Annotated in this window: 24 protein-coding genes; 14 read left to right on the top strand and 10 right to left on the bottom strand. The window is 64.3% G+C overall.

The features are described from left to right. Positions 1 to 43: 43 nt before the first annotated feature. Positions 44 to 1,414, top strand: a complete 1,371-nt coding sequence (locus BMI87_RS15310) for a glutamate--cysteine ligase (protein ID WP_078522489.1) — start codon at positions 44 to 46, stop codon at positions 1,412 to 1,414. A gap of 36 nt (positions 1,415 to 1,450) precedes the next feature. On the opposite strand, the gene BMI87_RS15315 is transcribed toward BMI87_RS15310, so the two are convergent. Then, positions 1,451 to 2,146 carry an NAD-dependent deacylase gene (locus tag BMI87_RS15315; protein ID WP_078522490.1) on the bottom strand — a complete coding sequence of 232 codons (696 nt, stop codon included), beginning with the start codon at positions 2,144 to 2,146 and terminating at the stop codon, positions 1,451 to 1,453. A 28-nt stretch (positions 2,147 to 2,174) separates the two neighbouring features. On the opposite strand from BMI87_RS15315, the gene BMI87_RS15320 reads away from it, so the two are divergent. Further along, a complete protein-coding gene (locus BMI87_RS15320) occupies positions 2,175 to 2,645 on the top strand; it encodes a low molecular weight protein-tyrosine-phosphatase (RefSeq protein WP_078522491.1) in 471 nt (156 codons plus the stop codon). Between the two features lie 23 nt (positions 2,646 to 2,668). Here the strand turns inward: BMI87_RS15320 and BMI87_RS15325 are convergent, their stop codons facing one another. Further along, positions 2,669 to 2,977, bottom strand: coding sequence for a hypothetical protein (locus tag BMI87_RS15325; protein ID WP_078522492.1), 309 nt, complete (start codon positions 2,975 to 2,977; stop codon positions 2,669 to 2,671). 203 nt (positions 2,978 to 3,180) lie between these two features. Then, on the bottom strand, positions 3,181 to 3,372 hold the full coding sequence (locus BMI87_RS15330) for a heavy-metal-associated domain-containing protein (RefSeq protein WP_075773932.1): 192 nt from the start codon (positions 3,370 to 3,372) through the stop codon (positions 3,181 to 3,183). Between the two features lie 119 nt (positions 3,373 to 3,491). Here BMI87_RS15330 and lepA point away from each other — a divergent pair, with 119 nt between their 5' ends. The 3 genes from lepA to BMI87_RS15345 all read left to right on the top strand — a co-directional run bounded on the left by lepA (position 3,492) and on the right by BMI87_RS15345 (position 6,416). Beyond that, positions 3,492 to 5,291 (top strand): translation elongation factor 4, encoded by a 1,800-nt coding sequence (lepA, locus tag BMI87_RS15335; protein ID WP_078522493.1) that lies wholly within the window; start codon positions 3,492 to 3,494, stop codon positions 5,289 to 5,291. Between the two features lie 142 nt (positions 5,292 to 5,433). After that, the gene (locus tag BMI87_RS15340) at positions 5,434 to 5,832 is read left to right on the top strand and encodes a hypothetical protein (protein WP_078522494.1); all 399 of its coding nucleotides are present in this window, start codon (positions 5,434 to 5,436) and stop codon (positions 5,830 to 5,832) included. A 104-nt stretch (positions 5,833 to 5,936) separates the two neighbouring features. After that, complete coding sequence (locus tag BMI87_RS15345; protein WP_078522495.1) at positions 5,937 to 6,416, top strand: pyridoxamine 5'-phosphate oxidase family protein; 480 nt, start codon at positions 5,937 to 5,939, stop codon at positions 6,414 to 6,416. Positions 6,417 to 6,507: 91 nt separating this feature from the next. Here the strand turns inward: BMI87_RS15345 and BMI87_RS22180 are convergent, their stop codons facing one another. Beyond that, positions 6,508 to 6,645: an entericidin A/B family lipoprotein gene (locus tag BMI87_RS22180; RefSeq protein ID WP_108722389.1), complete on the bottom strand. Its 138-nt coding sequence runs from the start codon at positions 6,643 to 6,645 to the stop codon at positions 6,508 to 6,510. A gap of 115 nt (positions 6,646 to 6,760) precedes the next feature. Here BMI87_RS22180 and BMI87_RS15350 point away from each other — a divergent pair, with 115 nt between their 5' ends. The 4 genes from BMI87_RS15350 (at position 6,761) to BMI87_RS15365 (ending at position 8,325) form a co-directional block, all read left to right on the top strand. Further along, positions 6,761 to 6,973 carry a hypothetical protein gene (locus BMI87_RS15350; protein ID WP_078522496.1) on the top strand — a complete coding sequence of 71 codons (213 nt, stop codon included), beginning with the start codon at positions 6,761 to 6,763 and terminating at the stop codon, positions 6,971 to 6,973. Between the two features lie 129 nt (positions 6,974 to 7,102). Beyond that, positions 7,103 to 7,420: a hypothetical protein gene (locus tag BMI87_RS15355; RefSeq protein WP_078522497.1), complete on the top strand. Its 318-nt coding sequence runs from the start codon at positions 7,103 to 7,105 to the stop codon at positions 7,418 to 7,420. A gap of 112 nt (positions 7,421 to 7,532) precedes the next feature. Further along, positions 7,533 to 7,715 (top strand): hypothetical protein, encoded by a 183-nt coding sequence (locus BMI87_RS15360; RefSeq protein WP_078522498.1) that lies wholly within the window; start codon positions 7,533 to 7,535, stop codon positions 7,713 to 7,715. A 118-nt stretch (positions 7,716 to 7,833) separates the two neighbouring features. Then, positions 7,834 to 8,325, top strand: a complete 492-nt coding sequence (locus BMI87_RS15365; RefSeq protein WP_078522499.1) for a cytochrome b — start codon at positions 7,834 to 7,836, stop codon at positions 8,323 to 8,325. A gap of 19 nt (positions 8,326 to 8,344) precedes the next feature. On the opposite strand, the gene BMI87_RS15370 is transcribed toward BMI87_RS15365, so the two are convergent. Further along, complete coding sequence (locus tag BMI87_RS15370; RefSeq protein WP_078522500.1) at positions 8,345 to 9,133, bottom strand: alpha/beta fold hydrolase; 789 nt, start codon at positions 9,131 to 9,133, stop codon at positions 8,345 to 8,347. A gap of 142 nt (positions 9,134 to 9,275) precedes the next feature. On the opposite strand from BMI87_RS15370, the gene BMI87_RS15375 reads away from it, so the two are divergent. Further along, positions 9,276 to 9,647: a hypothetical protein gene (locus BMI87_RS15375; protein ID WP_078522501.1), complete on the top strand. Its 372-nt coding sequence runs from the start codon at positions 9,276 to 9,278 to the stop codon at positions 9,645 to 9,647. Positions 9,648 to 9,719: 72 nt separating this feature from the next. Here the strand turns inward: BMI87_RS15375 and glyA are convergent, their stop codons facing one another. Then, positions 9,720 to 11,012 (bottom strand): serine hydroxymethyltransferase, encoded by a 1,293-nt coding sequence (glyA, locus tag BMI87_RS15380; protein WP_078522502.1) that lies wholly within the window; start codon positions 11,010 to 11,012, stop codon positions 9,720 to 9,722. 157 nt (positions 11,013 to 11,169) lie between these two features. Between glyA and BMI87_RS15385 the strand changes: the two genes are divergently transcribed. Continuing rightward, positions 11,170 to 11,934, top strand: a complete 765-nt coding sequence (locus tag BMI87_RS15385; RefSeq protein WP_232621656.1) for an NAD kinase — start codon at positions 11,170 to 11,172, stop codon at positions 11,932 to 11,934. 3 nt (positions 11,935 to 11,937) lie between these two features. On the opposite strand, the gene BMI87_RS15390 is transcribed toward BMI87_RS15385, so the two are convergent. The 4 genes from BMI87_RS15390 to BMI87_RS15405 form a co-directional block, all read right to left on the bottom strand. After that, positions 11,938 to 13,398 (bottom strand): sigma-54 dependent transcriptional regulator, encoded by a 1,461-nt coding sequence (locus tag BMI87_RS15390; RefSeq protein ID WP_078522504.1) that lies wholly within the window; start codon positions 13,396 to 13,398, stop codon positions 11,938 to 11,940. Then, positions 13,388 to 14,878, bottom strand: coding sequence for an ATP-binding protein (locus BMI87_RS15395; protein WP_078522505.1), 1,491 nt, complete (start codon positions 14,876 to 14,878; stop codon positions 13,388 to 13,390). The genes BMI87_RS15390 and BMI87_RS15395 overlap by 11 nt, the downstream gene beginning before the upstream one ends. A 226-nt stretch (positions 14,879 to 15,104) precedes the next feature. Continuing rightward, complete coding sequence (locus tag BMI87_RS15400) at positions 15,105 to 16,997, bottom strand: propionyl-CoA synthetase (RefSeq protein ID WP_078522506.1); 1,893 nt, start codon at positions 16,995 to 16,997, stop codon at positions 15,105 to 15,107. A 206-nt stretch (positions 16,998 to 17,203) separates the two neighbouring features. Further along, positions 17,204 to 19,480 (bottom strand): NADP-dependent malic enzyme, encoded by a 2,277-nt coding sequence (locus tag BMI87_RS15405; RefSeq protein WP_078522507.1) that lies wholly within the window; start codon positions 19,478 to 19,480, stop codon positions 17,204 to 17,206. Between the two features lie 241 nt (positions 19,481 to 19,721). Here BMI87_RS15405 and BMI87_RS15410 point away from each other — a divergent pair, with 241 nt between their 5' ends. Genes BMI87_RS15410 through BMI87_RS15420 form a run of 3 tightly spaced genes read left to right on the top strand, consistent with a single transcriptional unit; the run spans position 19,722 to position 22,650 of the window. After that, a complete protein-coding gene (locus BMI87_RS15410; protein ID WP_075773944.1) occupies positions 19,722 to 20,114 on the top strand; it encodes a cytidine deaminase in 393 nt (130 codons plus the stop codon). Beyond that, entirely contained in the window at positions 20,114 to 21,436 is a 1,323-nt protein-coding gene (locus BMI87_RS15415; protein ID WP_078522508.1) for a thymidine phosphorylase, read from the top strand. The genes BMI87_RS15410 and BMI87_RS15415 overlap by 1 nt, the downstream gene beginning before the upstream one ends. After that, positions 21,433 to 22,650, top strand: a complete 1,218-nt coding sequence (locus BMI87_RS15420; protein ID WP_078522509.1) for a phosphopentomutase — start codon at positions 21,433 to 21,435, stop codon at positions 22,648 to 22,650. The genes BMI87_RS15415 and BMI87_RS15420 overlap by 4 nt, the downstream gene beginning before the upstream one ends. The last annotated feature ends 9 nt before the right edge of the window (positions 22,651 to 22,659 follow it).

The raw sequence follows: 22,659 nt of genomic DNA on the forward strand, positions 1-22,659 counted from the left end.
CCGCGCCACCTGTGGCGCTCCATAAAGCGACGCGAGAAAAGACATGTCCATTCCGCAGCAGGGCGGTGGCCCGATCGAGCGCTTCGAGCAACTGGCCGAATATCTGGCCGAAGGTGAGAAGCCGCGCGACGACTGGCGCATCGGCACCGAGCATGAAAAATTCGGCTATTGCGCGGACAAGCAATTGCCGCTGCCCTATGACGGCCCGCGGTCGATCAAGGCGATGCTGGAAGGTCTGCGCGACCGCTTCGGTTGGAAGCCGGTGGAAGAGCAGGGCAAGATTATCGGGCTGGAACTGAATGGCGCGAATGTGAGCCTCGAGCCGGGCGGTCAGCTGGAACTGTCGGGCGCGCCGCTCGAGACGATCCACCAGACCTGCGACGAGGTGAACGAACACCTGCGCGAAGTGCAGTCGGTCGCCGACGATATCGGTGTGAAGTTCATCGGTCTGGGCGCGGCCCCGATCTGGACGCAGGACCAGATGCACATGATGCCCAAAGGGCGCTATCGGCTGATGACCGATTACATGGGCCGCGTGGGCGAGCTGGGCACGCAAATGATGTATCGCACCTGCACCGTGCAGGTGAATCTCGACTTCGGTTCGGAAGCCGACATGGTGCAGAAGATGCGCGTGGCGCTGGCGCTGCAGCCGGTCGCGACGGCGCTGTTCGCCAATTCGCCCTTCCTCGATGGTAAGCCCAACGGCATGAAATCGTGGCGCAGCCATATCTGGCAGAACCTCGACGATGCGCGCACCGGCATGCTTCCCTTCATGTTCGAAGAGGGCGCGGGCTACGAGGCTTACGTGAACTACGTCCTCGATGTGCCGATGTATTTCGTCTATCGCGACGGCAAATATATCGACGCTCTGGGCCAGTCCTTCCGCGACTTCCTGAAGGGCGAGCTGCCCGCGCTGCCCGGCGAGAAGCCGACGCTGAGCGATTGGGCCGATCACCTGACCACCGTCTTCCCCGAGGCGCGCGCGAAGAAATTCATCGAGATGCGCGGTGCCGATGGCGGCCCGTGGCGGCGTCTGTGTGCGCTGCCCGCGCTCTGGGTCGGTCTGCTTTACGACCAGACCGCGCTGGATGCGGCATGGGATCTGGTGAAGGGCTTCGATCACGAGACCCGCGAAGGTCTGCGCCGTGCGGCGGCGGTCGATGCGCTGCAGGGCGAGTTCAACGGCGTGAAGTTGCACGACCTCGCACGCGAGACGGTGGCGATCGCGAAATCCGGTCTGGCGGCGCGGGCGAAGCCCGGCGCGGGCGGGATGATCCCCGACGAGACCCATTTCCTCAACGCGCTGGAAGAGAGCGTCGAGACGGGCCGCGTGCCTGCCGACGAGCTTCTCGAGAAATATCACGGCGAGTGGAATGGCGATCTGAGCAAGATCTACGCCGAATACAGCTACTGACGAGAGGGCAGGGCGGTCAGCCGCCCCGCGTTCCTCTCACCGCGACCCCAGCCGCTCGCGCACCCATTGAGGGACCAGCACGCTTGCCGGGCCTTGGCGCGATGTGTCGAACATCGTGCTGCCCGCCGAGGGGTCGAGGTTCAGCTCCAGCGTCTCCACCCCGCACATCGCGGCGTCCTGCACGAAGCCTGCCGCTGGATACACATTGCCGCTTGTGCCGATCGAGACGAACAGGTCCGCCGCCTCCAGCTCGTGGATGATCCGATCCATCTGATAGGGCATCTCGTTGAACCAGACGATGTCGGGTCGCGTGGCTTTGCGCCCGCACTCGGGGCAGGTGTCTTGCGGCTGCATCGCCTCGGGCGCGGGCCAGCGATGGTCGCACGCGTGGCACAGCGCGCCGAAGAGCGAGCCATGCATGTGGATCACGTTCTGAGACCCGGCGCGCTCGTGCAGGTCATCGACATTCTGCGTCACCACCAGAACCTCGTGGCCCGGATCGGCCTCCAGCTCGGCCAGCGCGAGATGGGCGGGGTTCGGCTGGGCCGCCCGCGCCGCCGCCCGGCGCGCGTTGTAGAAGCGGTGCACCAGCGCGGGGTCGCGCGCGAAGCCCTCCGGCGTCGCCACGTCCATGATGCGGTGTTCTTCCCACAGACCGTCGCTTGCGCGAAACGTGCGGATGCCGCTTTCGGCAGAAATTCCCGCGCCGGTCAGAATCACGACCTTGGCCATCGCTGCGCCCTCCGTTATCACTTCCCCTATGCGTATCCTCTTTCTCTGCCTTGGCAACATCTGCCGCTCGCCCGCCGCCGAAGCGGTGACCCGTCACAAGGCCGCCGCAGCGGGGCTCGATATCGAGTTCGACAGTGCAGGCACCGGCACCTGGCATCTGGGCGAGCCGCCCTACGATCCGATGATCGCGGCGGCGGAAGCGCGCGGCTACGACATGCGCAGCCTGCGCGCACGGCAAATCCAGCCCGCCGATTACGACGGGTTCGATGTGATCCTGGCGATGGATGAGAATAACCTGCGCGATGTGCTCGACGGGGCGCCGCGCGAGATGCGCGCACAGGTGCAAATGTTCATCGACGGGCCGGACGGGCCGCGCGATGTGCCCGATCCCTATTTCACCCGCAATTTCGATGGAGCCCTCGATCTGATCGAGGCGGGCGCGGATCAGTTGATCGCCGACCTGCTGGCCGACGAGGAAGAAAAGCGGCGCGGGCAGTAGACCGCACGCCGCCGATCAAGCGCTTACTTGCAGAAGCCTTCCGCCGTCGCGGCGAAATTCTTGTATCGGTCCCAGAAGTCCGAATCCGACTGGCGGTCGGACATGCGCACTTCCTGCGCGCGGTCGGGATCGTGGAAGAAGCTGGCGGCGCGGCGCTGGTCGCGGTGGCTCAGCGTCATGTCCGCGACTTGCTGGATGCAGCCGCAGGTGCCGGGATTGCTGGCGCGGCCCGCTTTCTGACACGCGTTGTCGATCGGCCCGGCCGAAGCCATCGAAGCAAGCGCCATGGCGCCCGAGAATGCACAGAGTCCGAGTGTGGTCTTGAAAATCATCTACTGCCCCTTTGTCGTTGCGGCCGGCATGTGATTGCCGATCCTGCCTGCTCATTTGTCCGCGATTCTAACTCAAATTCAAAAAGCGGGCAACAAAACAGGCAGGATTCCGCCGGTTCGGGGCAGGGGAGGGAACCCGTTTTCTAGTCGTCGCGTTGCGCGTGCACGGGCCCACTACATCTGGATGGCGTTCGCCCTCCAGATCACTCTTCGACCGGGGTGGCCTCGTAGCCTGCGCCTTTCAGGGCGCTGATCACGGTGGATTCGGGCAGCCCTTCCACCTCGACCTCGCGATCTTCCAGATAGACATCGGCCTTGCCGCCGACCTCTTCGATCGCGGCTTCGACCGAGGCTTTGCAGTGGCCGCAGGTCATGTTCGGAACGGAATAGATCATCTTGCGTCTCCCGTGTTTCGTGTCTCAGGGATATGTCGGACGCGACCGGGCCGAGGTCAATGGCAGATGGCGTTCAATCCCTCTTCCCGGCCCGCTTTTTCCCCTGTATACGCGCGCCCATGACTGATCTTGATCGCATCCGCAATTTCTCCATCGTGGCGCATATCGACCACGGTAAATCCACGCTCGCCGACCGGCTTATTCAGCTGACTGGTACCGTGGCCGAACGCGATATGAAGGACCAGCTCCTCGACGCGATGGATATCGAGCGAGAGCGCGGCATCACGATCAAGGCCAACTCGGTGCGGATCGACTATCCCGCCAAGGATGGCAAAACCTATGTGCTGAACCTGATCGACACCCCCGGCCACGTCGACTTCGCCTATGAGGTGTCGCGCTCGATGCAGGCGGTCGAGGGCTCGCTGCTGGTTGTCGATGCCTCGCAGGGCGTCGAGGCGCAGACGCTGGCCAACGTCTATCAGGCGATCGATGCGGATCACGAGATCGTGCCGGTCCTGAACAAGATCGACCTGCCCGCGGCAGAGCCCGAGCGCGTGAAAGAGCAGATCGAGGACGTGATCGGGATCGACGCTTCGGATGCCGTCGAGATTTCGGCGAAGACCGGTCTGGGCATCCCGGACGTGCTGGAAGCTATCGTGCAACGTCTGCCGGCGCCGCAGGGCGACCGCGACGCGCCGCTGAAAGCGATGCTGGTGGATTCGTGGTATGACCCCTATCTGGGCGTCGTCGTTCTGATCCGCGTCATGGATGGCGTGATCAAGAAGGGCGACCAGATCAAGATGATGAAGACGGGAGCGACCTACAAGCTCGACCGTCTCGCCGTTCTGAAACCCGCGATGGTCAATATCGACGAGCTTGGCCCCGGTGAGATCGGCGTCTTCACCGCTTCGATCAAGCAGGTGCGCGATACCAAGGTCGGCGACACGATCACCCATGAGAAAAAGCCCTGCGCCAAGGCGCTGCCGGGCTTCAAACCCTCGATCCCGGTGGTGTTCTGCGGTCTCTTCCCGGTCGATGCGAACGATTTCGAGGCGCTGCGCGACGCGATCGAGAAACTGCAGCTGAACGATGCGAGCTTCTCGGCGGAGATGGAAACCTCGGCAGCGCTCGGCTTCGGCTTCCGCTGCGGCTTCCTCGGGCTGTTGCACCTCGAAGTGGTGCGCGACCGTCTGGAGCGGGAATACGATCTGGACCTGATCACCACCGCGCCCTCGGTCGTGTTCAAGATCCACATGAAGGACGGGGAGGTGATCGAGCTTCACAACCCCGCCGACATGCCCGACCTGACCTATGTCGACCATATCGAGGAACCGCGCATCAAGGCGACGATCCTCGTGCCGGACGAATATCTGGGCGATGTGCTCAAGCTCTGTCAGGACCGCCGCGGCATCCAGCAGGACCTGACCTATGTCGGTGGCCGCGCGATGGTGGTATATGACCTGCCGCTCGCCGAGGTCGTGTTCGACTTCTACGACCGCCTGAAATCGGTCACCAAGGGCTATGCCAGCTTCGATTACCAGATCACCGAATATCGCGAGGACTACCTCGTGAAGATGTCGATTCTGGTCAATGACGAGCCCGTCGATGCGCTCTCGATCATGGTCCACCGCGACCGCGCCGAAGCCCGCGGCCGCGCGATGTGCGAAAAGCTGAAAGACCTGATCCCGCGTCACATGTTCAAGATCCCGATCCAGGCCGCCATCGGTGGCCGCGTGATCGCGCGCGAGACCCTGTCGGCGATGCGCAAGGACGTGACCGCGAAATGCTACGGCGGCGACGCGAGCCGGAAGAAGAAGCTGCTGGAAAAGCAGAAAGCCGGTAAAAAGAAGATGCGCCAGTTCGGGAAGGTCGAAATCCCGCAGAGCGCGTTTATCGCGGCGCTGAAGATGGATGAGTGAGGTGACGCTAGGTCGCCTCACCTCTCCTCACATAGTTGTGAGCGCATAACAGATTTCAACTGCTTTGATGCCGTTTCATCGCCCGATTTGGGCGAGAGATATCGTGTATCACAAAACACTAAGCCATTAAGAAAGCAGTGAAATGAATAGATACTCCCTTATTGTTACCCTTGCCGCGCTGACCCTTGCGGGCTGTGCGACAACCGATGTGCAGCCAATGTCGCGCGATACGTTCAAGATCGACACGCATGCCGCCCCGGCTTGTGGTCCGACAGGCGCACGCAACGTTGCATTCCGGGCCGCAGCGATCGAGGTGATCCGGCGCGGCGGCGACAAGTTCATCATTATGGGTGACCGCTCGGACATGGGGATGCAGGGCGATATCTTCAGCGGTTTCAACACGAATTACGCTCAGGGCATGGTTGTGCGCATGATCCCTGAGGGTTCGCCCGAGGCGCGCAACGCTCTTTCGGCGCGGGAGCAGCTTGGCGCTGATTGGCAAGAGCTTGTCTCAAAAGGTGTTCCGAACACCTGCACCTAACTGATCTTCGGAAAAGCGCGGCGGTTGCCGCGCTTTTCTTCAAGTCGGAACATGCGACGCCACCCCCACGTTCTCCTCCCAGACCTATTTCAGGAGGAAACGATATGACCGACCAAGCCAAGATCGAAAAAGATTTCTGGGACGCGCTCGCATCGGATCGCACCGTGATGCTCGCGCGCGCGGGCGTCGAGACGGCAGCGCCACGCCCGATGACGGCGATCGTCGAGGAGAAGCCCGGCCCTGTCTGGTTCTTCACCGCGCGCGACACGGAATTGATGGACGGGCTGGCCCCCGGAGCAGGGGCGATGTTCACCTTCTCGGACAAGGGCCACAAGGTCTTCGCGACCGTCACGGGGCGTCTGACCGAACATACCGACCCCGAGACCGTGGAGCGGCTTTGGAACCCCTTCATCGGCGCCTGGTACGAGGGCAAGGATGACCCCAAGCTGGTGCTGCTGCGCTTCGATCCGGATCAGGCCGAAATCTGGGAGAGCGGCAACGCGCTGGTCGCAGGCGCGAAGATCCTGCTGTCGTCGGACCCGGGCGAGTCGATGAAGGACCGTGTCGCTCATGTGAATTACTGAGCCGGGCGCGTCCCTGACGTCAGAGGCAAGAAAAAGGCCCCGGAAAACTCCGGGGCCTTTGACTTTTTCGTTTGGCTGTCAGGCTTGGAATTTAGCGCGCCTGACGCGCTTCGCCCGCGATCGTATTGCCTGCAACGGACAGGTCCTGGCCTGCGCCTTGCACGGTGTTGCAGGCCGCGAGGCCCAGAAGGATCACGGTCATTGCCGCCATTTGAACCGATTTCGTCATCTCTTTCGCTCTCCTATTAAGCCATCACCGGCCAACGTACGAAAAAATTTACGGTTCCGTGGAACTGGAGGCAAGGAGCGGCGTTTTGCCCTCGAACACATAAGGGAGAGCCCGAATGAAGAAGCCTCTGCGCCTTTTCCTCGCCGCCCTCTCGGCCCTCGTCGTGACCGGGGTCGTGGTGATCGCAGCTCTGACTTTCGGCTTTGTCGGATGGCAGGAATTCGCGTTCGCCGTGATCGTCGGCCTTGTCTTAGGAATTCCCGCAGGTTTCTGGACCGAGCGGCGTATCAAAAGGAATGACCCGTTCTGGCCGCCCCGCCAGGCATGATCCCTGTCAGAACGGTCTTGCGGCCCCTGCTTTGTCCCTCGCGGGGGCCGCACACTCCGCCCGAGCTGGTTAACTTCTTGTTAATTAAGCTCTGAAAGGCTCCGGGTTGTCCCTCCCCGGAGCCTTTCAATGTCTAAAGCCCCGTTTTTCCTTATTCTTGGTCTTCTCACGGGCTGCGCCTCTCCGGCGCCGCAGTTCTTCGGGGCATCGCGGCATGACCTCACGCTCGACGGCATCGACTTCGTCGTCTTCCTCAAGGGAGACCGGGCGGAGGTGGTGCGCATGGGCTATCTAAGCCGGGCAGAGCGGGGGCGCGTGCCGCCGCTGATGATCCGCGCGGCAGAGCAGGTTTCGGGCTGCAAGGTCGCGGGACCGGCGGGCGGGCTCTACCGATCGCCCTCGCTGCCCGGCGATACGGGCGAGGCGCGCTTCCAGCTCGATTGCTGATGCGACGCCCTGCCGCAGCGGCGACCGCGCGGACTTGATGCGGATCAAGGTCACATCCGCGTGATCGGAGTCAGTCTGGCGACCGAAATGCGCCGCTCAATGGAGATCAGACATGCGCCTCTTCGGTATCATCTACGCCCTCGTCGGACCGACCCTCGCGGGTATTCTCATCACTGCCGCGCTGACGATGAACATGTTCACGACCAACGCGATGATCGTCTCCGCGGTAATCGGGTTCCTCGTCGCCGTGCCAGTTGCGTGGTATATCGCCAAAATGATCCGCGAAAACGCCTGACGGCGCGGGCGGCACAGGCGTCGGGAAAATCCCAACTTCGTGAAGGGCGGAACCTCTGCGCCTTCGCCGCGCTAGTCCGGCGAGGCGCGGCGGCGTTTCGTCAATTCAAAGAGGTAATATGTCCTACGCTCCCGGCTATTCGAAAACCCAGATTTGGCTCCACTGGGCCGTCGTTCTGCTGCTCATCGTCCAGTATCTGTTCAATGACGCGATGGGCCACACCTTCCACGACCTCATGGAGAGCGGATCGGCGAGCGCCGGGGTTCTGACCTATGGTCACATCGTCCTCGGTATCGCGGTGCTCGTGCTTGCGATCTGGCGTCTGATACTGCGCGCGAGCCACGGCGCGCCCGAGCCGCCGGAGAACGATCCCGCCATTTTCCGGCGCGGCGCGGCTGCAGTCCATTGGCTGCTTTATGCGCTGCTGTTCGCGATCCCGATTGCGGGGCTCGTGGCCTATTACGGGCAGCTTGGATTGGCGGCCGAGACGCACTCGATCCTGACCACGGTGTTGCTGTGGCTGGCCGGGCTGCATGTGGCGGCGGCGCTCTATCACCAATACGTCAAGCGCGATCACCTGATCCGGCGGATGATGAAGCCGGGCGCGTGAGCGCAGCGGCGCGGTTTCCTCAGTTCGCGGAGTTGAGGAAACGCGCCACGTCGGCTTCGAACTCGCGGGGCTTCTCGGCGTGCAGCCAGTGCCCCGCATTGTCGATTTCCTCGAAACGCGCCTGCGGGAAGAAGCCGCGGATACGGTCGTGCATTTCCGGCCGCACGTAATGCGAGTCCGCGCCCGACAAGAACAGCGTCGGGCCGTCGTACTGCTTGCCCTCCAGCGCCTCGGGCCAGCCGAGGATGTCGTCCATATTCGCCTTCAGCGCGGCAAGGTTGAACTTCCAGCGCGGCGGGCCGTCGCGCAGCACCAGCGATTGCAGCAGGAAGGCACGGGTGCCCGGATCGAAGACCTGCTCTCCCAGCCGCTCGTCCGCGGCGGAGCGAGAGGTGAGGTCGCTGATATCCATCCCCTGCATCGCCTCGATCAGCGCGCTGTGGTTGTCGCCATGATCGTAGTTTTCGGGCGCGATATCCGCGATGATGAGATGCGCGACGAGTTGCGGCTGCGTCAGGGCGAGGGTCATCGCCGCCTTGCCGCCCATCGAATGGCCCAGCACATCCGCGACCCCGCCATTCGCCTCGATCACCTCGGCGATATCGCCTGCCATCGCCTGATAGCTGTGATCGTCGTCCCAGAAACTGTCGCCATGATTGCGCATATCGAGCGCGATGACGGGGCGGTCCGCGCTCAGCCGCTTGGCGATCGCGTTCCAGTTCCGGGCCGATCCGAAAAGACCGGGGGCGATGATCAGCGGTCGCGCGCCGGGATTGCTGTCGGAGGTGTAGGGGGTCGTGTTCAACATGGCGCCTAAGCTAGATCGCCTCCCGGGGCGCTTCCAGAGCGGATGCGAAAAAATCTGCGTCCATGCGCGCAGTTGCGCTGATCTCGCGCGGCGGATAGCGTCCGGTGCGGAATTGCTGAACGCTGCGTAAGGAGAGGGCCGGATGGGGCCGGAAAAGATCAATCAGATGGTAGGGCAGGTCTCGCGGCTTCTGGCGCAGCGGCTGGGCGCGAAGGGGCCGACACTCGAGGCGCGGGTCGCCTCGCGGGCCCGGGCGCTGCCGCGCAAGGTGCGCAAGGCGGCGCTCGTGCTGGTCGATGCCGAGCGCAAAGCGCACGCGCCCAAGATCGCCCGGCAATTGGATGCCCGCCGGGTGGAGGGCGCTTTCGCGACCTGTCGTGACTATCTCGAACCGCTGGGCGCGGCGGAGCGGCTGCGCGCCGCTGCGCTTGGCCTCGCCAGTTCGATCGCCGTGATTGTGGTGATCGTGGGCGGCGCCTTGCTGGCCGCGATGGTCTGGACCGGAGCGATCTGATCGCCCCACACCCCCCAGACATGAAAAAGGCCCCCGGATCGCGGGGGCCTTCAACTCAATCTCGGAACCGGATCACAGTTCGGGGTAGATCGGGAAGCCGCTGAGCAGCGTCGCGACCTTGGCTTTCACGGCCTCTTCGACCTCGCCATTGCCCTCTTCGCCATTCGCGGCGAGCCCGTCGACCACTTCGACGATCAGGCGTGCGATCTCGCGGAACTCTTCCTCGCCGAAGCCGCGGGTGGTGCCCGCCGGGGTGCCCAGACGGATGCCCGAGGTGACCATCGGTTTCTCCGGGTCGAACGGGATGCCGTTCTTGTTGCAGGTGATATGCGCGCGGCCCAGAGCCTTCTCGGTCGCGTTGCCTTTCACGCCTTTCGGGCGCAGGTCGACCAGCATCACGTGGGTGTCGGTGCCGCCGGTGACGATGTCGAGGCCACCCTTCATCAGCTCGTCAGCCAGCGCCTGAGCGTTCTTCACGACCTGAGCGGCGTAGTCCTTGAACCCGGGGCGCAGCGCCTCGCCGAAGGCCACGGCCTTGCCGGCGATGACATGCATCAGCGGACCGCCTTGAATGCCCGGAAAGATCGCCGAGTTCACCTTCTTCGCAATCTCCTCGTTGTTGGTGAGGATCATGCCGCCACGCGGACCGCGCAGGGTCTTGTGCGTCGTGGTGGTCGCGACATCGGCATAGGGGAAGGGCGAGGGGTGCTGACCACCGGCCACGAGACCCGCGAAGTGGGCCATGTCGACCATGAGATACGCGCCGATCTCATCCGCGATCTCGCGGAACTTGGCGAAGTCGATCTGACGCGGAATGGCCGAGCCGCCCGCGATGATCAGCTTCGGTTTGTGTGCGAGCGCCAGTTCGCGGACCTGATCGTAGTCCAGCAGGCTGTCTTGCTTGCGCACGCCGTATTGCACCGCGTTGAACCACTTGCCCGACTGGTTCGGCTTGGCGCCGTGGGTCAGGTGGCCGCCCGCATCGAGGCTCATGCCGAGAATGGTGTCGCCCGGCTTCACGAGCGCGGTGAACACGCCCTGGTTCGCCTGCGAGCCCGAGTTCGGCTGGACGTTGGCGAATTCGCAGCCAAAGAGTTCCTTGGCGCGGTCGATCGCGAGGTTCTCCGCGACGTCGACATATTGGCAGCCGCCATAGTAGCGCTTGCCCGGGTACCCTTCGGCGTATTTGTTCGTCATCACCGAACCCTGCGCCTCCATCACCGCCTTTGAGACGATGTTTTCCGAGGCGATCAGTTCGATCTCGTCGCGCTGGCGACCGAGTTCATCGGTGATCGACTTGAAGAGTTCGGGGTCACGGCTGGAGAGGCTTTCGGTGAAGAAGCCCGCATCGCGTTGGTCTTTCATGGCCATTCCTCGCAAAGATCCGGTCGCCGACCGTTTAGCGCAGATTTCACAGGGCTGAAAGCAGACAAACGACCAAATCGGTCATTTCCGCGCCGGATTGACGCTTGTCTTTCGTCCAAGCCCTTGCAACACCTTGGACAAGCAGGAGGACCGCGCGGTGGCGAACCAGTATACCCATATCCATTTCGCGGCCTCCCACGCGGAGACGGCGCAGGCGGCGCAGGCCGATCTGGTCGCGCGCTACGGGCAGGTGCCGCGCTATGCGGCCGATGTGATCGTGGCGCTTGGCGGGGACGGGTTCATGCTGCAATGCCTGCACGAGGGCACGGGGCTGCCGGTCTACGGGATGAACCGCGGCTCGGTCGGCTTCCTGATGAACGACTATGTCGCCGACGATCTGCCCGCGCGGCTCGAAGCGGCGGAGCAGGCGGTGATCAATCCGCTGTCGATGAAGGCCGAGACCCAGGACGGGTTGCTGCATGAGGCGCTCGCCATCAACGAGGTCTCGCTGCTGCGCGCGGGCCCGCAGGCGGCGAAGCTGAAGATCTCGATCAACGGCAAGGTGCGGATGCAGGAGCTGGTCTGCGACGGCGCGATCGTCTCGACCCCCGCCGGATCGACCGCCTACAACTTCTCCGCGCATGGGCCGATCCTGCCGATCGGCTCGGACGTGCTGGCGCTGACCGGCATCGCGAGCTTCCGGCCGCGGCGATGGCAGGGCGCGATCCTGCCATCCTCCGCGCTGGTGCGCTTCGATATTCTCGAACCCGACAAGCGCCCGGTCATGGCCGATGCGGACAGCCGCTCGGTCAAGCCGGTCAAATGGGTCGAGGTGCGCTCCGAGCCGGAAATCGAGCATTGCATCCTCTTCGACCCCGGTCACGGGCTCGAAGAGCGGCTGATGCGCGAACAGTTCGCCTGAGGCTCAGTCCTTCGACAGCCACGCGTCGCGCTTGCGATAGATCGTAGAGGGCGCGACCCCCAGTTCCAGCGCCGCGCGCGGGATCGATCCGTCATGCCGTTTGATTGCGGCCTCGATCGCGGCGCGCTCGATCTCGGCCAGAGTACGGTCCGCGAAAGGATCGGCCGCTGGAGCGGTGGTGGACGCAGCCCGGCTCGTCGTCGGATCGAATTCCGGCAGCATATGAGCGCGCAGCACCGGCCCTTCATGCATCACGATCGCTGCGCGGATGACGTTCATAAGCTGACGGACATTGCCGGGCCACGGGCGGTCCTCCAGCCGGGTGATTGCCTCCGGCTCGATCCCGCTGAAGTCGCGCTGCTCCTCGGAGGCGAACCGCTCCAGCGCCATCCTTGCCAGCGGACCGATATCCTTGCGGTGCATCCGCAGCGGCGGCATCTCGATCGTGAGCACCATCAGCCGGTAATAGAGGTCCTCGCGGAGCACGCCGTTTTGCAGGATGGCGGTAGGCGAACTCTTGGCCGCGCAGACGATCCGCACATTGACGTCGACCGGCTGGCTGGCGCCGAGCGGTTTGACTTGGCCGCTCTGCAGGAACCGCAGCAGCTTGATCTGCGCGGTGGGGGCAAGTTCACAGATATTGTCGAGCAGAAGCGTGCCACCATCGGCGGCGAGGAGCGCGCCGTCCTTGTCCTCCAAAGCGCCCGGGAAGGCCCCGCGGTTATGGCCGAAGAGTTCGCTGTCGACGCGTTCGGCGGCCAGGGCGCCGCAATCGAGCGCGATGAAGGGGCCATCGGCGCGGGGGCTCGTGGCGTGAACCGCCTGGGCGCAAAGCTCTTTGCCGGTGCCGCTCTCGCCCCAGATATAGACAGGCGCGGTCGAGCGGGCGGCAGCGCGGGTCCGGGCGTAGAGTGCCCGCATCTGCGGCGCGTTGCCGACGAAGTCCCCGACCGTCTCCTCGCTGGCGCTCGCGTCGTCGACATCCGAACGCAGCGACAGGCTGCGCGCGCTCTCAATGGCGCTTCTGAGGCGAGGTTCGTCGATCGGTTTGACGAGGAAGTCGATCGCGCCCTCCTGCATCGCCCGCACCGCGCGATCGATCGAGCGGTCGGCAGTGACTGCGATGATCGCCGCATAGGGGCGCAGGGCCAGCATTTCGGCGATCAGCGTGTCGCCGTCGCGATCGGGCAGCATCAGGTCCAGCAGCACCATGCGGATCGGGTTGTCGCGGAAGATGCGCATCCCTTCCTCGGCGCTTGCCGCGAGATGGGTGATGAAGCCGGCGTTGCGCAGATAGGCGTCATAGATCGCCCGGAGCGATCCCACATCTTCGATCAATAGAAAATGTTCGGTCTCGGTGTCGACGCTGTTCCGCCCGTTTCGACTGAGGCCGTGTTGCGGACTATCCGTCTTGGAGCTGGTATCCCTGTCCGGGGTGGTCGTATCGGAGTCACTAGTTCTCATGCTGTAAATCAGTCTTCGCGTTCAAATTATTTCGGGTGGTGGCTATCAGCCGGTCGATGAAAATGAGGGCGACCCGGCCAAGATCTTGAATATCTTCATAAGTCCCATGTCGGGTTGCACTGTCAAGCGCGCGTGCATGCCGCGAGAGGGGGTGATCACCCGCCACTCCGGCCACCGCACTGAGCTTATGGCTCAGCAATTGCAGGGCGCAGAGGTCGAAAGGGGGCAGTGCGAGCGACAGCCCGTGACGTACCGTCTCGAGATCGGCGATCAGTTCCTGCCCGAGCCCCGCTGGCAATGCCTTCTCGGCAAGACGCAGATGGGCGAGCAAACCGCGCGGCGGCGTCGTTACGCGTGGCACGGTCGTCATGCAACCAGCCTCTTCCAAGGCGCGCAGGATCGGCTGCAGGCCCAGCACCGGCTTGATCAGGCAGGCATCGGCCGCGCCTTTCTCGACGTCGCGATAGCCGCTGCACTGGATGATCGGCAGGTCCGCCCAAGGCAGGCCGGAGCGGCGAATGCTGGCGATCACCTCTGGGCCGCGGCAGCCGGGCATCTCGACATCCAGCACCGCGAGATCGAAGCGTTCGGCCCGCAGTTGCGCGGCCGCACTGTCGCCACGACGCAGCCCGGTCACCTGCGCGCCCATCGCGCTCAGGAATTGTTCGAGCACGGCGCGGCTCATCTCGCTGTCATCGGCGACGAGCACGTTCCACCCACTCAGATCGGGCAGGGGGGCATCGCGCATCGTGGAGCTGATATCGACGGGACGGGCCGGGAGCGACACGCGGATTTCGGCTCCGCCTTGCGGCGCGTTGGCGAGGTCGATCTTGCCGCCGGCCTCTGCCACCAGCGCGTGACAGATCGCGAGGCCCAGACCTTGCCCCTCGGGGTTGCGGAACGTGGCGGGCTCGCTGCGCTGCCCTGCGCAGGCTGGCGCGCGCAGACGTTCCTCTGGGAAGCCATCGCCCTCGTCGCGCACGGTCAGCAGCAGCCCCTCGGTCGGGTCGAAGTCGAGCGACAGGTGGATCGTGCCGCGCTGGGCATAGCACAGCGCGTTGCGCATCAGATTGGCGAAGATGCGGGTGAGCGGCACGCGATCGATCGCCAGAACGGGCGGCAGATCAGGGGCCATGTGGATCGCGAGCGACATGCCCCGAACATGGGCCGCGCTTGTCCAGCGGCGGCGCACCCGTTCAAGCGCATCGGCAATGACCAAATGCGGGGGAGCGGGGCTTGCCTCGGGGACGTCGGAAAGCTTGCTTGCCACTTCATGGCTCGGCACGGCGGGCGCAGTTTCCTTCGCCCCGTCCAGATCGAGAAGCTGTGCCAGATCGTTCGCCGCTTCGCGCGCGCGCTCCAATTGTCCATGCGTGCTTTGCCCGCCCGGATCGGCGAGCGCCGCATCCAGACCGCACATCACATCTGCAAGCGCGGCGCGCAGATCGTGCTGCCATAAAGGACCGAGATCGCATCGCAACGATGCGAATGGCTCCTGCGCAGCGGGATCGGGCAACTTTCGGTTCGTCAAAATAACCCCTCGATGGATGGTTCCGGGGTACGGGTCTCAAATTAACCTTCGATAGCATAAACAATAACATAAAGCCGCACCCATTGTGGATGCGGCTTCTTAACTCTGGCGTAAACTTTTGATGTGGTGCTTATCTGCTTCGCTCACAATGAGCGTTGCTTATGATGAGCGCCGCTCATTTCTTCGGGTAGCCAAGCCCTTTCAGCGCCTCGGTGATCTCGTCGAGGATCGCGGGGTCGTCGATCGTCGCGGGCATTTTCCACTCCTGCCCGTCTGCGATCTTCACCATCGTGGCCCGCAGGATCTTGCCCGAGCGGGTCTTCGGCAGGCGGTCCACCACGGTGGCGAGTTTGAAGGCCGCGACCGGGCCGATCTGCTCGCGCACGCGGCTCACGCATTCCTTGACGACCTCTTCATGCGGGCGGTTGCAGCCCGAATTGAGGCACAGGAAGCCCATCGGCGTCTGCCCCTTCAGGTCGTCGGCCACGCCGATCACGGCGCATTCGGCAACATCGGGATGTCCGGCAAGGACCTCTTCCATCGCCCCGGTCGAGAGACGGTGGCCCGCGACGTTGATGACGTCATCGGTGCGCGCCATGATGTAGAGATAGCCGTCCTCGTCGACATAGCCCGCGTCGCCCGTCTCGTAATAGCCGGGGAATTGCTCGAGGTAGCTTTTCTTGAAGCGCGCCTCGGCGTTCCACAGCGTCGGCAGCGTGCCCGGAGGTAGCGGCAGCTTGATCGCGATGGCGCCAAGCTGGCCCGTCTCGACCGGATGGCCGCCCTCGTCGAGCACCTGAATGTCGTAGCCCGGCATCGGCACTGAGGGGCTGCCTACCTTGGTCGGTAGCTCTTCGATCCCGATCGGGTTCGCGGCGATGGCCCAGCCGGTCTCGGTCTGCCACCAGTGATCGACCACCGGAACGCCGAGATGTTTCTGCGCCCATTCGACGGTCGCGGGATCGGCCCGCTCGCCTGCGAGGAACAGCGCCTGCAGATCGTGCAGCGCGTAGCGCTTGATCCATTCACCGTTCGGATCCTCGCGCTTGATCGCGCGCAGCGCCGTGGGGGCGGTGAAGAAGCTCTTGATGCGGTTGTTCTGGATGATCCGCCAGAAAACGCCCGGATGCGGGGTGCCGATCGGCTTGCCCTCGAACACCACTGTGGTCGCGCCCGCGATCAGCGGGCCGTAGCAGATGTAGGAGTGGCCCACGACCCAGCCGACATCGGACGCCGCCCAGAAGCGGTCGCCCGCCTCGATATTGTAGATGTTCTTCATCGACCATTGCAGCGCGACGAGATGGCCGCCGGTATGGCGCACGACGCCCTTGGGCTGGCCGGTCGTGCCGGAGGTGTAGAGGATGTAGACCGGGTGGTTGCCCTCGACGGGAACGCAGTCCGCGGGTTTCACGCCATATTGGAAGCCGTGCCACGAGAAGTCGCGCCCCTCGATCAGCTTCGCCACTTCCTGTTCGCGCTGGAAGATGACGCAGAATTCCGGCTTGTGCTCGGCCTGTTCGATCGCCTCGTCCAGAAGCGGTTTGTAATGCACGGTGCGCCCGGGCTCGAGGCCGCAGCTTGCCGCGATGATCGCCTTGGGGGTGCAGTCGTCGATCCGCACCGCGAGCTCGTGCGCCGCGAAGCCGCCGAACACGACCGAATGGACCGCGCCGATCCGGGCGCAAGCGAGCATCGCCTCCAGCGCCTCGGGGATCATCGGCATGTAGATGATGACGCGGTCGCCCTTTTCGACGCCGCGCATCTTCAGCGCGCCCGCGAGCGAGGCCACACGGGTCTGCAGTTCCTTGTAGGTGATGCCCTTGGTCGAGTGGGTGATCGGACTCTCATGCATGATCGCGATCTGATCGCCGCGCCCTTGCTCGACATGGCGGTCGACCGCGTTCCAGCAGGTGTTGACCATCCCGTCCGAGAACCATTCGTAGAGCGGCGCGTTTCCGTCAAACAGGGCCTTCGAGGGCTTCTCGTCCCAGTCGATCTTCTCGGCGGCGTCCATCCAGAATTTCTCGGGATCGGCCTGCCAGGCGGAATAGACCTCTTTGTAGCCCATGCGAACATCTCCTCCTCAGGAATTTGGAGATGTGTTACGAAGCGCAACGCGTTGGCGCAAGAATGTTACCGCGCACAATCGGGTGCGACGCCAAAAAATTTGCAGAAAGCGCGAAAAATCGCCCGCAAACTTTTGCAAACTGCGGGCGAGTATTCAGCTTCTTTGCAGCCTGGGAGGGGTTTGCAAATTTCGCAGGTGCACGCGACTCAGCTGTAGTGTGCGACCGGCGTGCCCGCGATGGCCGACATGTTCAGCAACCCGCGCGAGGTGATCGAGGGCGTCACGATATGCGCCTTGTTGCCCATCCCCATCAGGATCGGCCCGACTTCGAGGCCGCCTGCTTTCATCTTGAGGATGTTGCGCACGCCCGAGGCCGCGTCGGTATTGGCGAAGACCAGCACGTTCGCCGCCCCCTCGAAGCGCGAATTCGGCATCAGCCGGGCGCGGGTCTCGGGATCGAGAGCCGCATCGACATGCATCTCGCCCTCGAAGTCGAAATTCACCTCGCGCCTGATCAGCAGATTCATCGCGGCGCGCATCCGCTCGCCCGAGTCGCTGTCGAGATTGCCGAACTGGCTATGCGAGCACAGCGCGATCTTCGGCTTCAGGCCGAAGCGCGAGACGTGGCGCGCGGCGCCGCAGACCGTCTCCATGATCTGCTCGGGCGTGGGCGCGTGATGGACATGGGTGTCGGCCACGAAAAGCGGGCCGTCTTCGAGGATCATCAGGCTCAGCGCGCCTTGGGCATGCAGCCCGTCGCGGGCGAGGATTTCGCGCACGTATTTCAGGTGCCAGAGATATTGCCCGAACGTGCCGCAGATCATCGAATCCGCTTCCTCGCGATGGACCATGACCCCGGCGATGGCGGTGGAGTTGGTGCGCATGATCGCGCGCGCCAGATCGGGGGTGACGCCGCGCCGGGCCATCAGCTCGTGATAGGTGCCCCAATAGTCGCGATAGCGCGGGTCGTTTTCGGGGTTCACGATCTCGACCGCGCCCAGATCGAGCGGCAGCCCCGCCCGTTCGCAGCGCATCTCGATCACGTCGGGACGACCGATCAGGATCGGCGTGTCGGTGGTCTCCTCGATCATCGCGTTGGCGGCGCGCAGCACGCGCTCATCCTCGCCTTCGGCGAAGACGATGCGACGTCTTGCGGTCGCGGCGGCATCGAAGACCGGGCGCATCAGCAGCGCGGATTTGAACACCGAGCCGTCGAGCTGAACCTTGTAGGCATCCAGATTTTCCAGCGGGCGGGCCGCCACGCCAGTCTCCATCGCGGCCTTCGCCACGGCAGAGGCGACGATGCCGATCAGCCGCGGATCGAAGGGTTTCGGGATCAGGTAATCCGCCCCGAAAGTCAGCTTCTCGCCGCGATAGGCGGCAGCGGCCTCGGCAGAGGTCGTTTGCCGCGCGAGCTTCGCGATCCCCTCGACGCAGGCGATCTGCATCTCGTCGTTGATCGTGGTCGCGCCCACGTCCAGTGCGCCCCGGAAGATGAAGGGGAAGCACAGCACGTTGTTGACCTGGTTCGGGAAGTCGCTGCGCCCGGTCGCGATGATCGCATCGGGCGCGACCTCGCGGGCCACGTCGGGCAGAATTTCCGGGTTCGGGTTCGCCAGCGCGAAGATGATCGGCTGCTTGGCCATCTTCTGCACCATCTCGGGCTTCAGCACGCCGGGGCCGGAGAGGCCGAGGAACATATCCGCGCCCTCGATGACATCGTCGAGCGTGCGCAGATCGCTGTCCTGCGCATACTCCGCCTTTTGCGGCGTCATGTCAGCTTCGCGGCCCTTGTAGACCAGCCCCTCGATGTCGCAGAGCCAGACATTCTCGCGCTTCACGCCCAGCTTCAGCAGCATGTTAAGGCAGGCGATGCCGGCCGCGCCGCCGCCGGTCGAGACGATCTTGATGTCCTCGAAGTTCTTCTTCGCGATGCGCAGCGCGTTGGTCGCTGCGGCCCCCACGACGATCGCGGTGCCGTGCTGGTCGTCGTGAAAGACCGGGATGTTCATCTTCTCGCGGCAAATCTTCTCCACGATAAAGCAGTCGGGGGCCTTGATGTCTTCGAGGTTGATCGCGCCGAAAGAGGGCTCGAGCGCGCAGACGATCTCGGCCAGCTTCTCGGGGTCTTTCTCGGCGACTTCGATATCGAAACAGTCGATATCGGCAAATTTCTTGAACAGGACCGCCTTGCCTTCCATCACCGGCTTCGCGGCGAGCGGGCCGATATTGCCAAGGCCCAGCACGGCCGAGCCATTGGTGACGACGGCGACCAGATTGCCCCGCGCGGTATAGTCGCGTGCGGTGTCGGGATCTTCCTTGATCGCAAGGCTGGCCTCCGCCACGCCGGGGGAATAGGCGCGGGCCAGATCGCGTCCGTTGGCGAGCGGCTTCGTCGCGCGAATTTCCAGTTTTCCGGGTTTCGGCTTGGCGTGATAGTCCAGTGCCGACTGACGCAGGTTGTCCTGACGCAGCTCTTCCATGAGATCCTCCCGAAACTGGTTTAGCGCTAAACTAATTTTTCGCGCGCGACTCTCCCGCCGTTCTAGATAGCACGAAGGGGGTGATTGCAACCCCATGAAATTACGCTGCGGCATGAACTCCGCGCGAGGCGGCGGATGGCGCGAGGTGAGCGCTTGCATCCGGCGCAGGTGCGGCGCAGGATCGGGAGAACTCAACCGGCTGGACAAATTTTACGCTCCGGCCATGGCCCGGAGACCGCCGATGTCGTTGCTCGATTCTGCCCGTCAGGTGCGCGAAAACGCCTATGCGCCCTATTCGAAATTCAAGGTCGGTGCGGCGGTGCGCGGGGCGTCCGGCACCATCTATAGCGGCGTGAATGTCGAGAACGTGGCCTATCCCGAAGGCACCTGTGCCGAGGCTGGCGCGATCGCCGCGATGGTGGCGGCCGGGGAGACCGAGATCACCGAGGTCGCCGTGATCGCCGACAGCCCGACGCCCGTGCCGCCCTGTGGCGGCTGCCGTCAGAAGCTGGCGGAATTCGCGCGCCACGACACGCCGGTGACGCTGGCCACCACCGAGGGCGAGCGGCTCGACACGACGGTGGGCGATCTGCTGCCCGGTCGCTTCGACATGAGCCATATGGAAAACACCTGATGGACGCCCGCAGCATTATTCAATCGGTGCGCGACGGCAAAAGCCTGAGCGCAGATCAAGCCCAATGGTTCGCGCGCGGTCTGGCCGATGGCTCGGTCTCGGATGCGCAGGCGGGGGCCTTCGCGATGGCCGTTCTGCTGAAAGGCATCGGCACCGAGGGGCGCGTCGCGCTGACGCAAGCGATGCGCGATTCCGGCGAGGTTCTGCGCTGGGACATGCCCGGCCCGGTGATCGACAAGCATTCGACTGGTGGGGTGGGGGATTCCGTCTCGCTGCTGCTCGCGCCGGCGCTGGCGGCCTGTGGTTGCTACGTTCCGATGATCTCGGGGCGGGGCTTGGGCCATACCGGCGGCACGCTCGACAAGATGGAAGCGATCCCCGGCTATGACGCGACCCCCGGCATCGGCGCTTTGCGCAAGGTCGTGGCCGAAGTCGGCTGCGCGATCGTCGGTGCCACGGGCGAGATCGCCCCGGCCGACAAGCGCCTCTACGGGATCCGCGACATCTCCGGCACGGTCGAGAGCATCGACCTGATCACCGCCTCGATCCTGTCGAAGAAGCTGGCCGCCGGGCTGGAAGGGCTGACCCTCGATGTGAAGGTCGGCTCGGGCGCGTTCATGGCGCGGCCTGAGGATGCGAAGGCGCTGGCGCAGAGCCTTGTCGCCACCGCGAATGGCGCGGGCTGCAAGACTACGGCGCTGATAACCGATATGGACCAGCCACTGGGCCATTCGGCGGGTAATGCGCTGGAGGTGATCGAGGTGATGGAGACGCTGACCGGCACCGGCGTGAACGAGGCGCTGTGGGATGTGACTGCGGCGCTGGGCGGCGAAGCGTTGGTGCTCGCGGGGCTGGCCAAGGACGCGGTCGAGGGCACGGCGCGGATCGACGAGGTGCTCAGCAACGGGCGCGCGGTCGAGGTCTTCGGCAAGATGGTGGCGGCGTTGGGTGGTCCGAGCGATTTCGTCGAACGCTTCCTCGACCGACTACCCTCGGCCCCGGTGATCCGGGCGGTTGAGGCCCCGCGCGCGGGCTTCGTCAGCCGCATCGACACCCGCGCGGTGGGCGAGGCGGTGGTGCATCTGGGCGGCGGGCGTCTGGTCGGCACCGACAAGATCAACCCCTCGGTCGGTCTGTGGGAGATCGTGGCGCTGGGCGAGGACATGGCCGCGGGCGAGCCGCTGGTGACGATCCATGCCGCGAATGACCGCGACGCCGATGCCGCCGAAGCCGCCCTTCTGGCCGCGATCGAATTGAGTGACGAGGCCCCCGAAGAGCCGCCCCTGATCCACGAGCGGATCGGCCCGGAGGATGTGCAATGAGCCGCGCCTTTCTGATCGTGATGGACAGCGTCGGGATCGGCGGCGCGCCCGATGCGGATCGCTTCTTCAACGACGGTGCGCCGGATACGGGCGCGAATACCGTGGGCCATATCGCGCAGGCCTGCGCTGAGGGGCGCGCTGAGGAAGGCCGTTCGGGTCCGCTGAATATGCCGACGCTGGCAGGGCTTGGTCTGGGCGCGGGCGTGAAGCTCGCCTCGGGCGAGGAGGCGCCGGGGCTGATGGTCGAACCTGTCGGGCTCTGGGGCGCGGCCACCGAGATCTCTCCCGGCAAGGACACGCCCTCGGGCCATTGGGAACTGGCCGGTGTGCCGGTGCCGTGGGAATGGCATTACTTCCCCGATCAGACGAACAGCTTCCCGCCCGATCTGGTCGCGAAAGCCTGCGAGATCGCAGGCACGGACGGCATCTTGGGTAATTGCCACGCCTCGGGCACCAATATCATTGAGGAGTTGGGCGACGAGCATATCCGCACCGGCTGGCCGATCTGCTACACCTCCGCCGATAGCGTCTTCCAGATCGCAGCCCATGAGGAGCATTTCGGCCTCGACCGCCTTTTGAAGCTCTGCGAGGGGCTCGCGCCGACGCTCCACGCGATGAAGGTGGGGCGCGTGATCGCGCGGCCGTTCATCGGCGAGAACGGGCAATTCACCCGCACGCCGAACCGCCGCGATTACGCGATCCCGGCGCCGTCGCCGACGCTGCTGGACTGGGCCTATGATGCGGGCCGCGTGACCCATGCGATCGGCAAGATCGGGGATATCTTCTCGCATCGCGGCATCACGCATCTGCACAAGGGCAAGGGCGATGCCGATCTGGCCGATCACCTGATCCGGCTGGCGGATGAGGCCGAGGACGGCTCGCTCACCTTCGCCAATTTCGTCGAGTTCGACAGCCTCTACGGCCATCGCCGCGACATCTCGGGCTATGCCCGCGCGCTGGAATGGTTCGATACGGTGGCGGCCAAATTCCTCGACCGCCTGCAACCGGGCGATCTGGCGATCTTCACCGCCGATCACGGCAACGATCCAAGTTGGCGCGGCACCGATCACACCCGCGAACGCGTGCCGGTTCTGGGCGCGGGCCCCGGTATCGGGTCGCGCAGCGTGGGCAATGTGGGCTATGTGGATCTCGCGGCTTCGCTCGCCACGCATCTGAACATTCCGGCGCAAGGGCCGGGCAAAAGCTTTCTGTGAGGGACAACA

This window comes from Thioclava sp. F28-4 (assembly GCF_002020045.1).
GTDB classification, from domain to species: Bacteria; Pseudomonadota; Alphaproteobacteria; order Rhodobacterales; family Rhodobacteraceae; genus Thioclava; species Thioclava sediminum.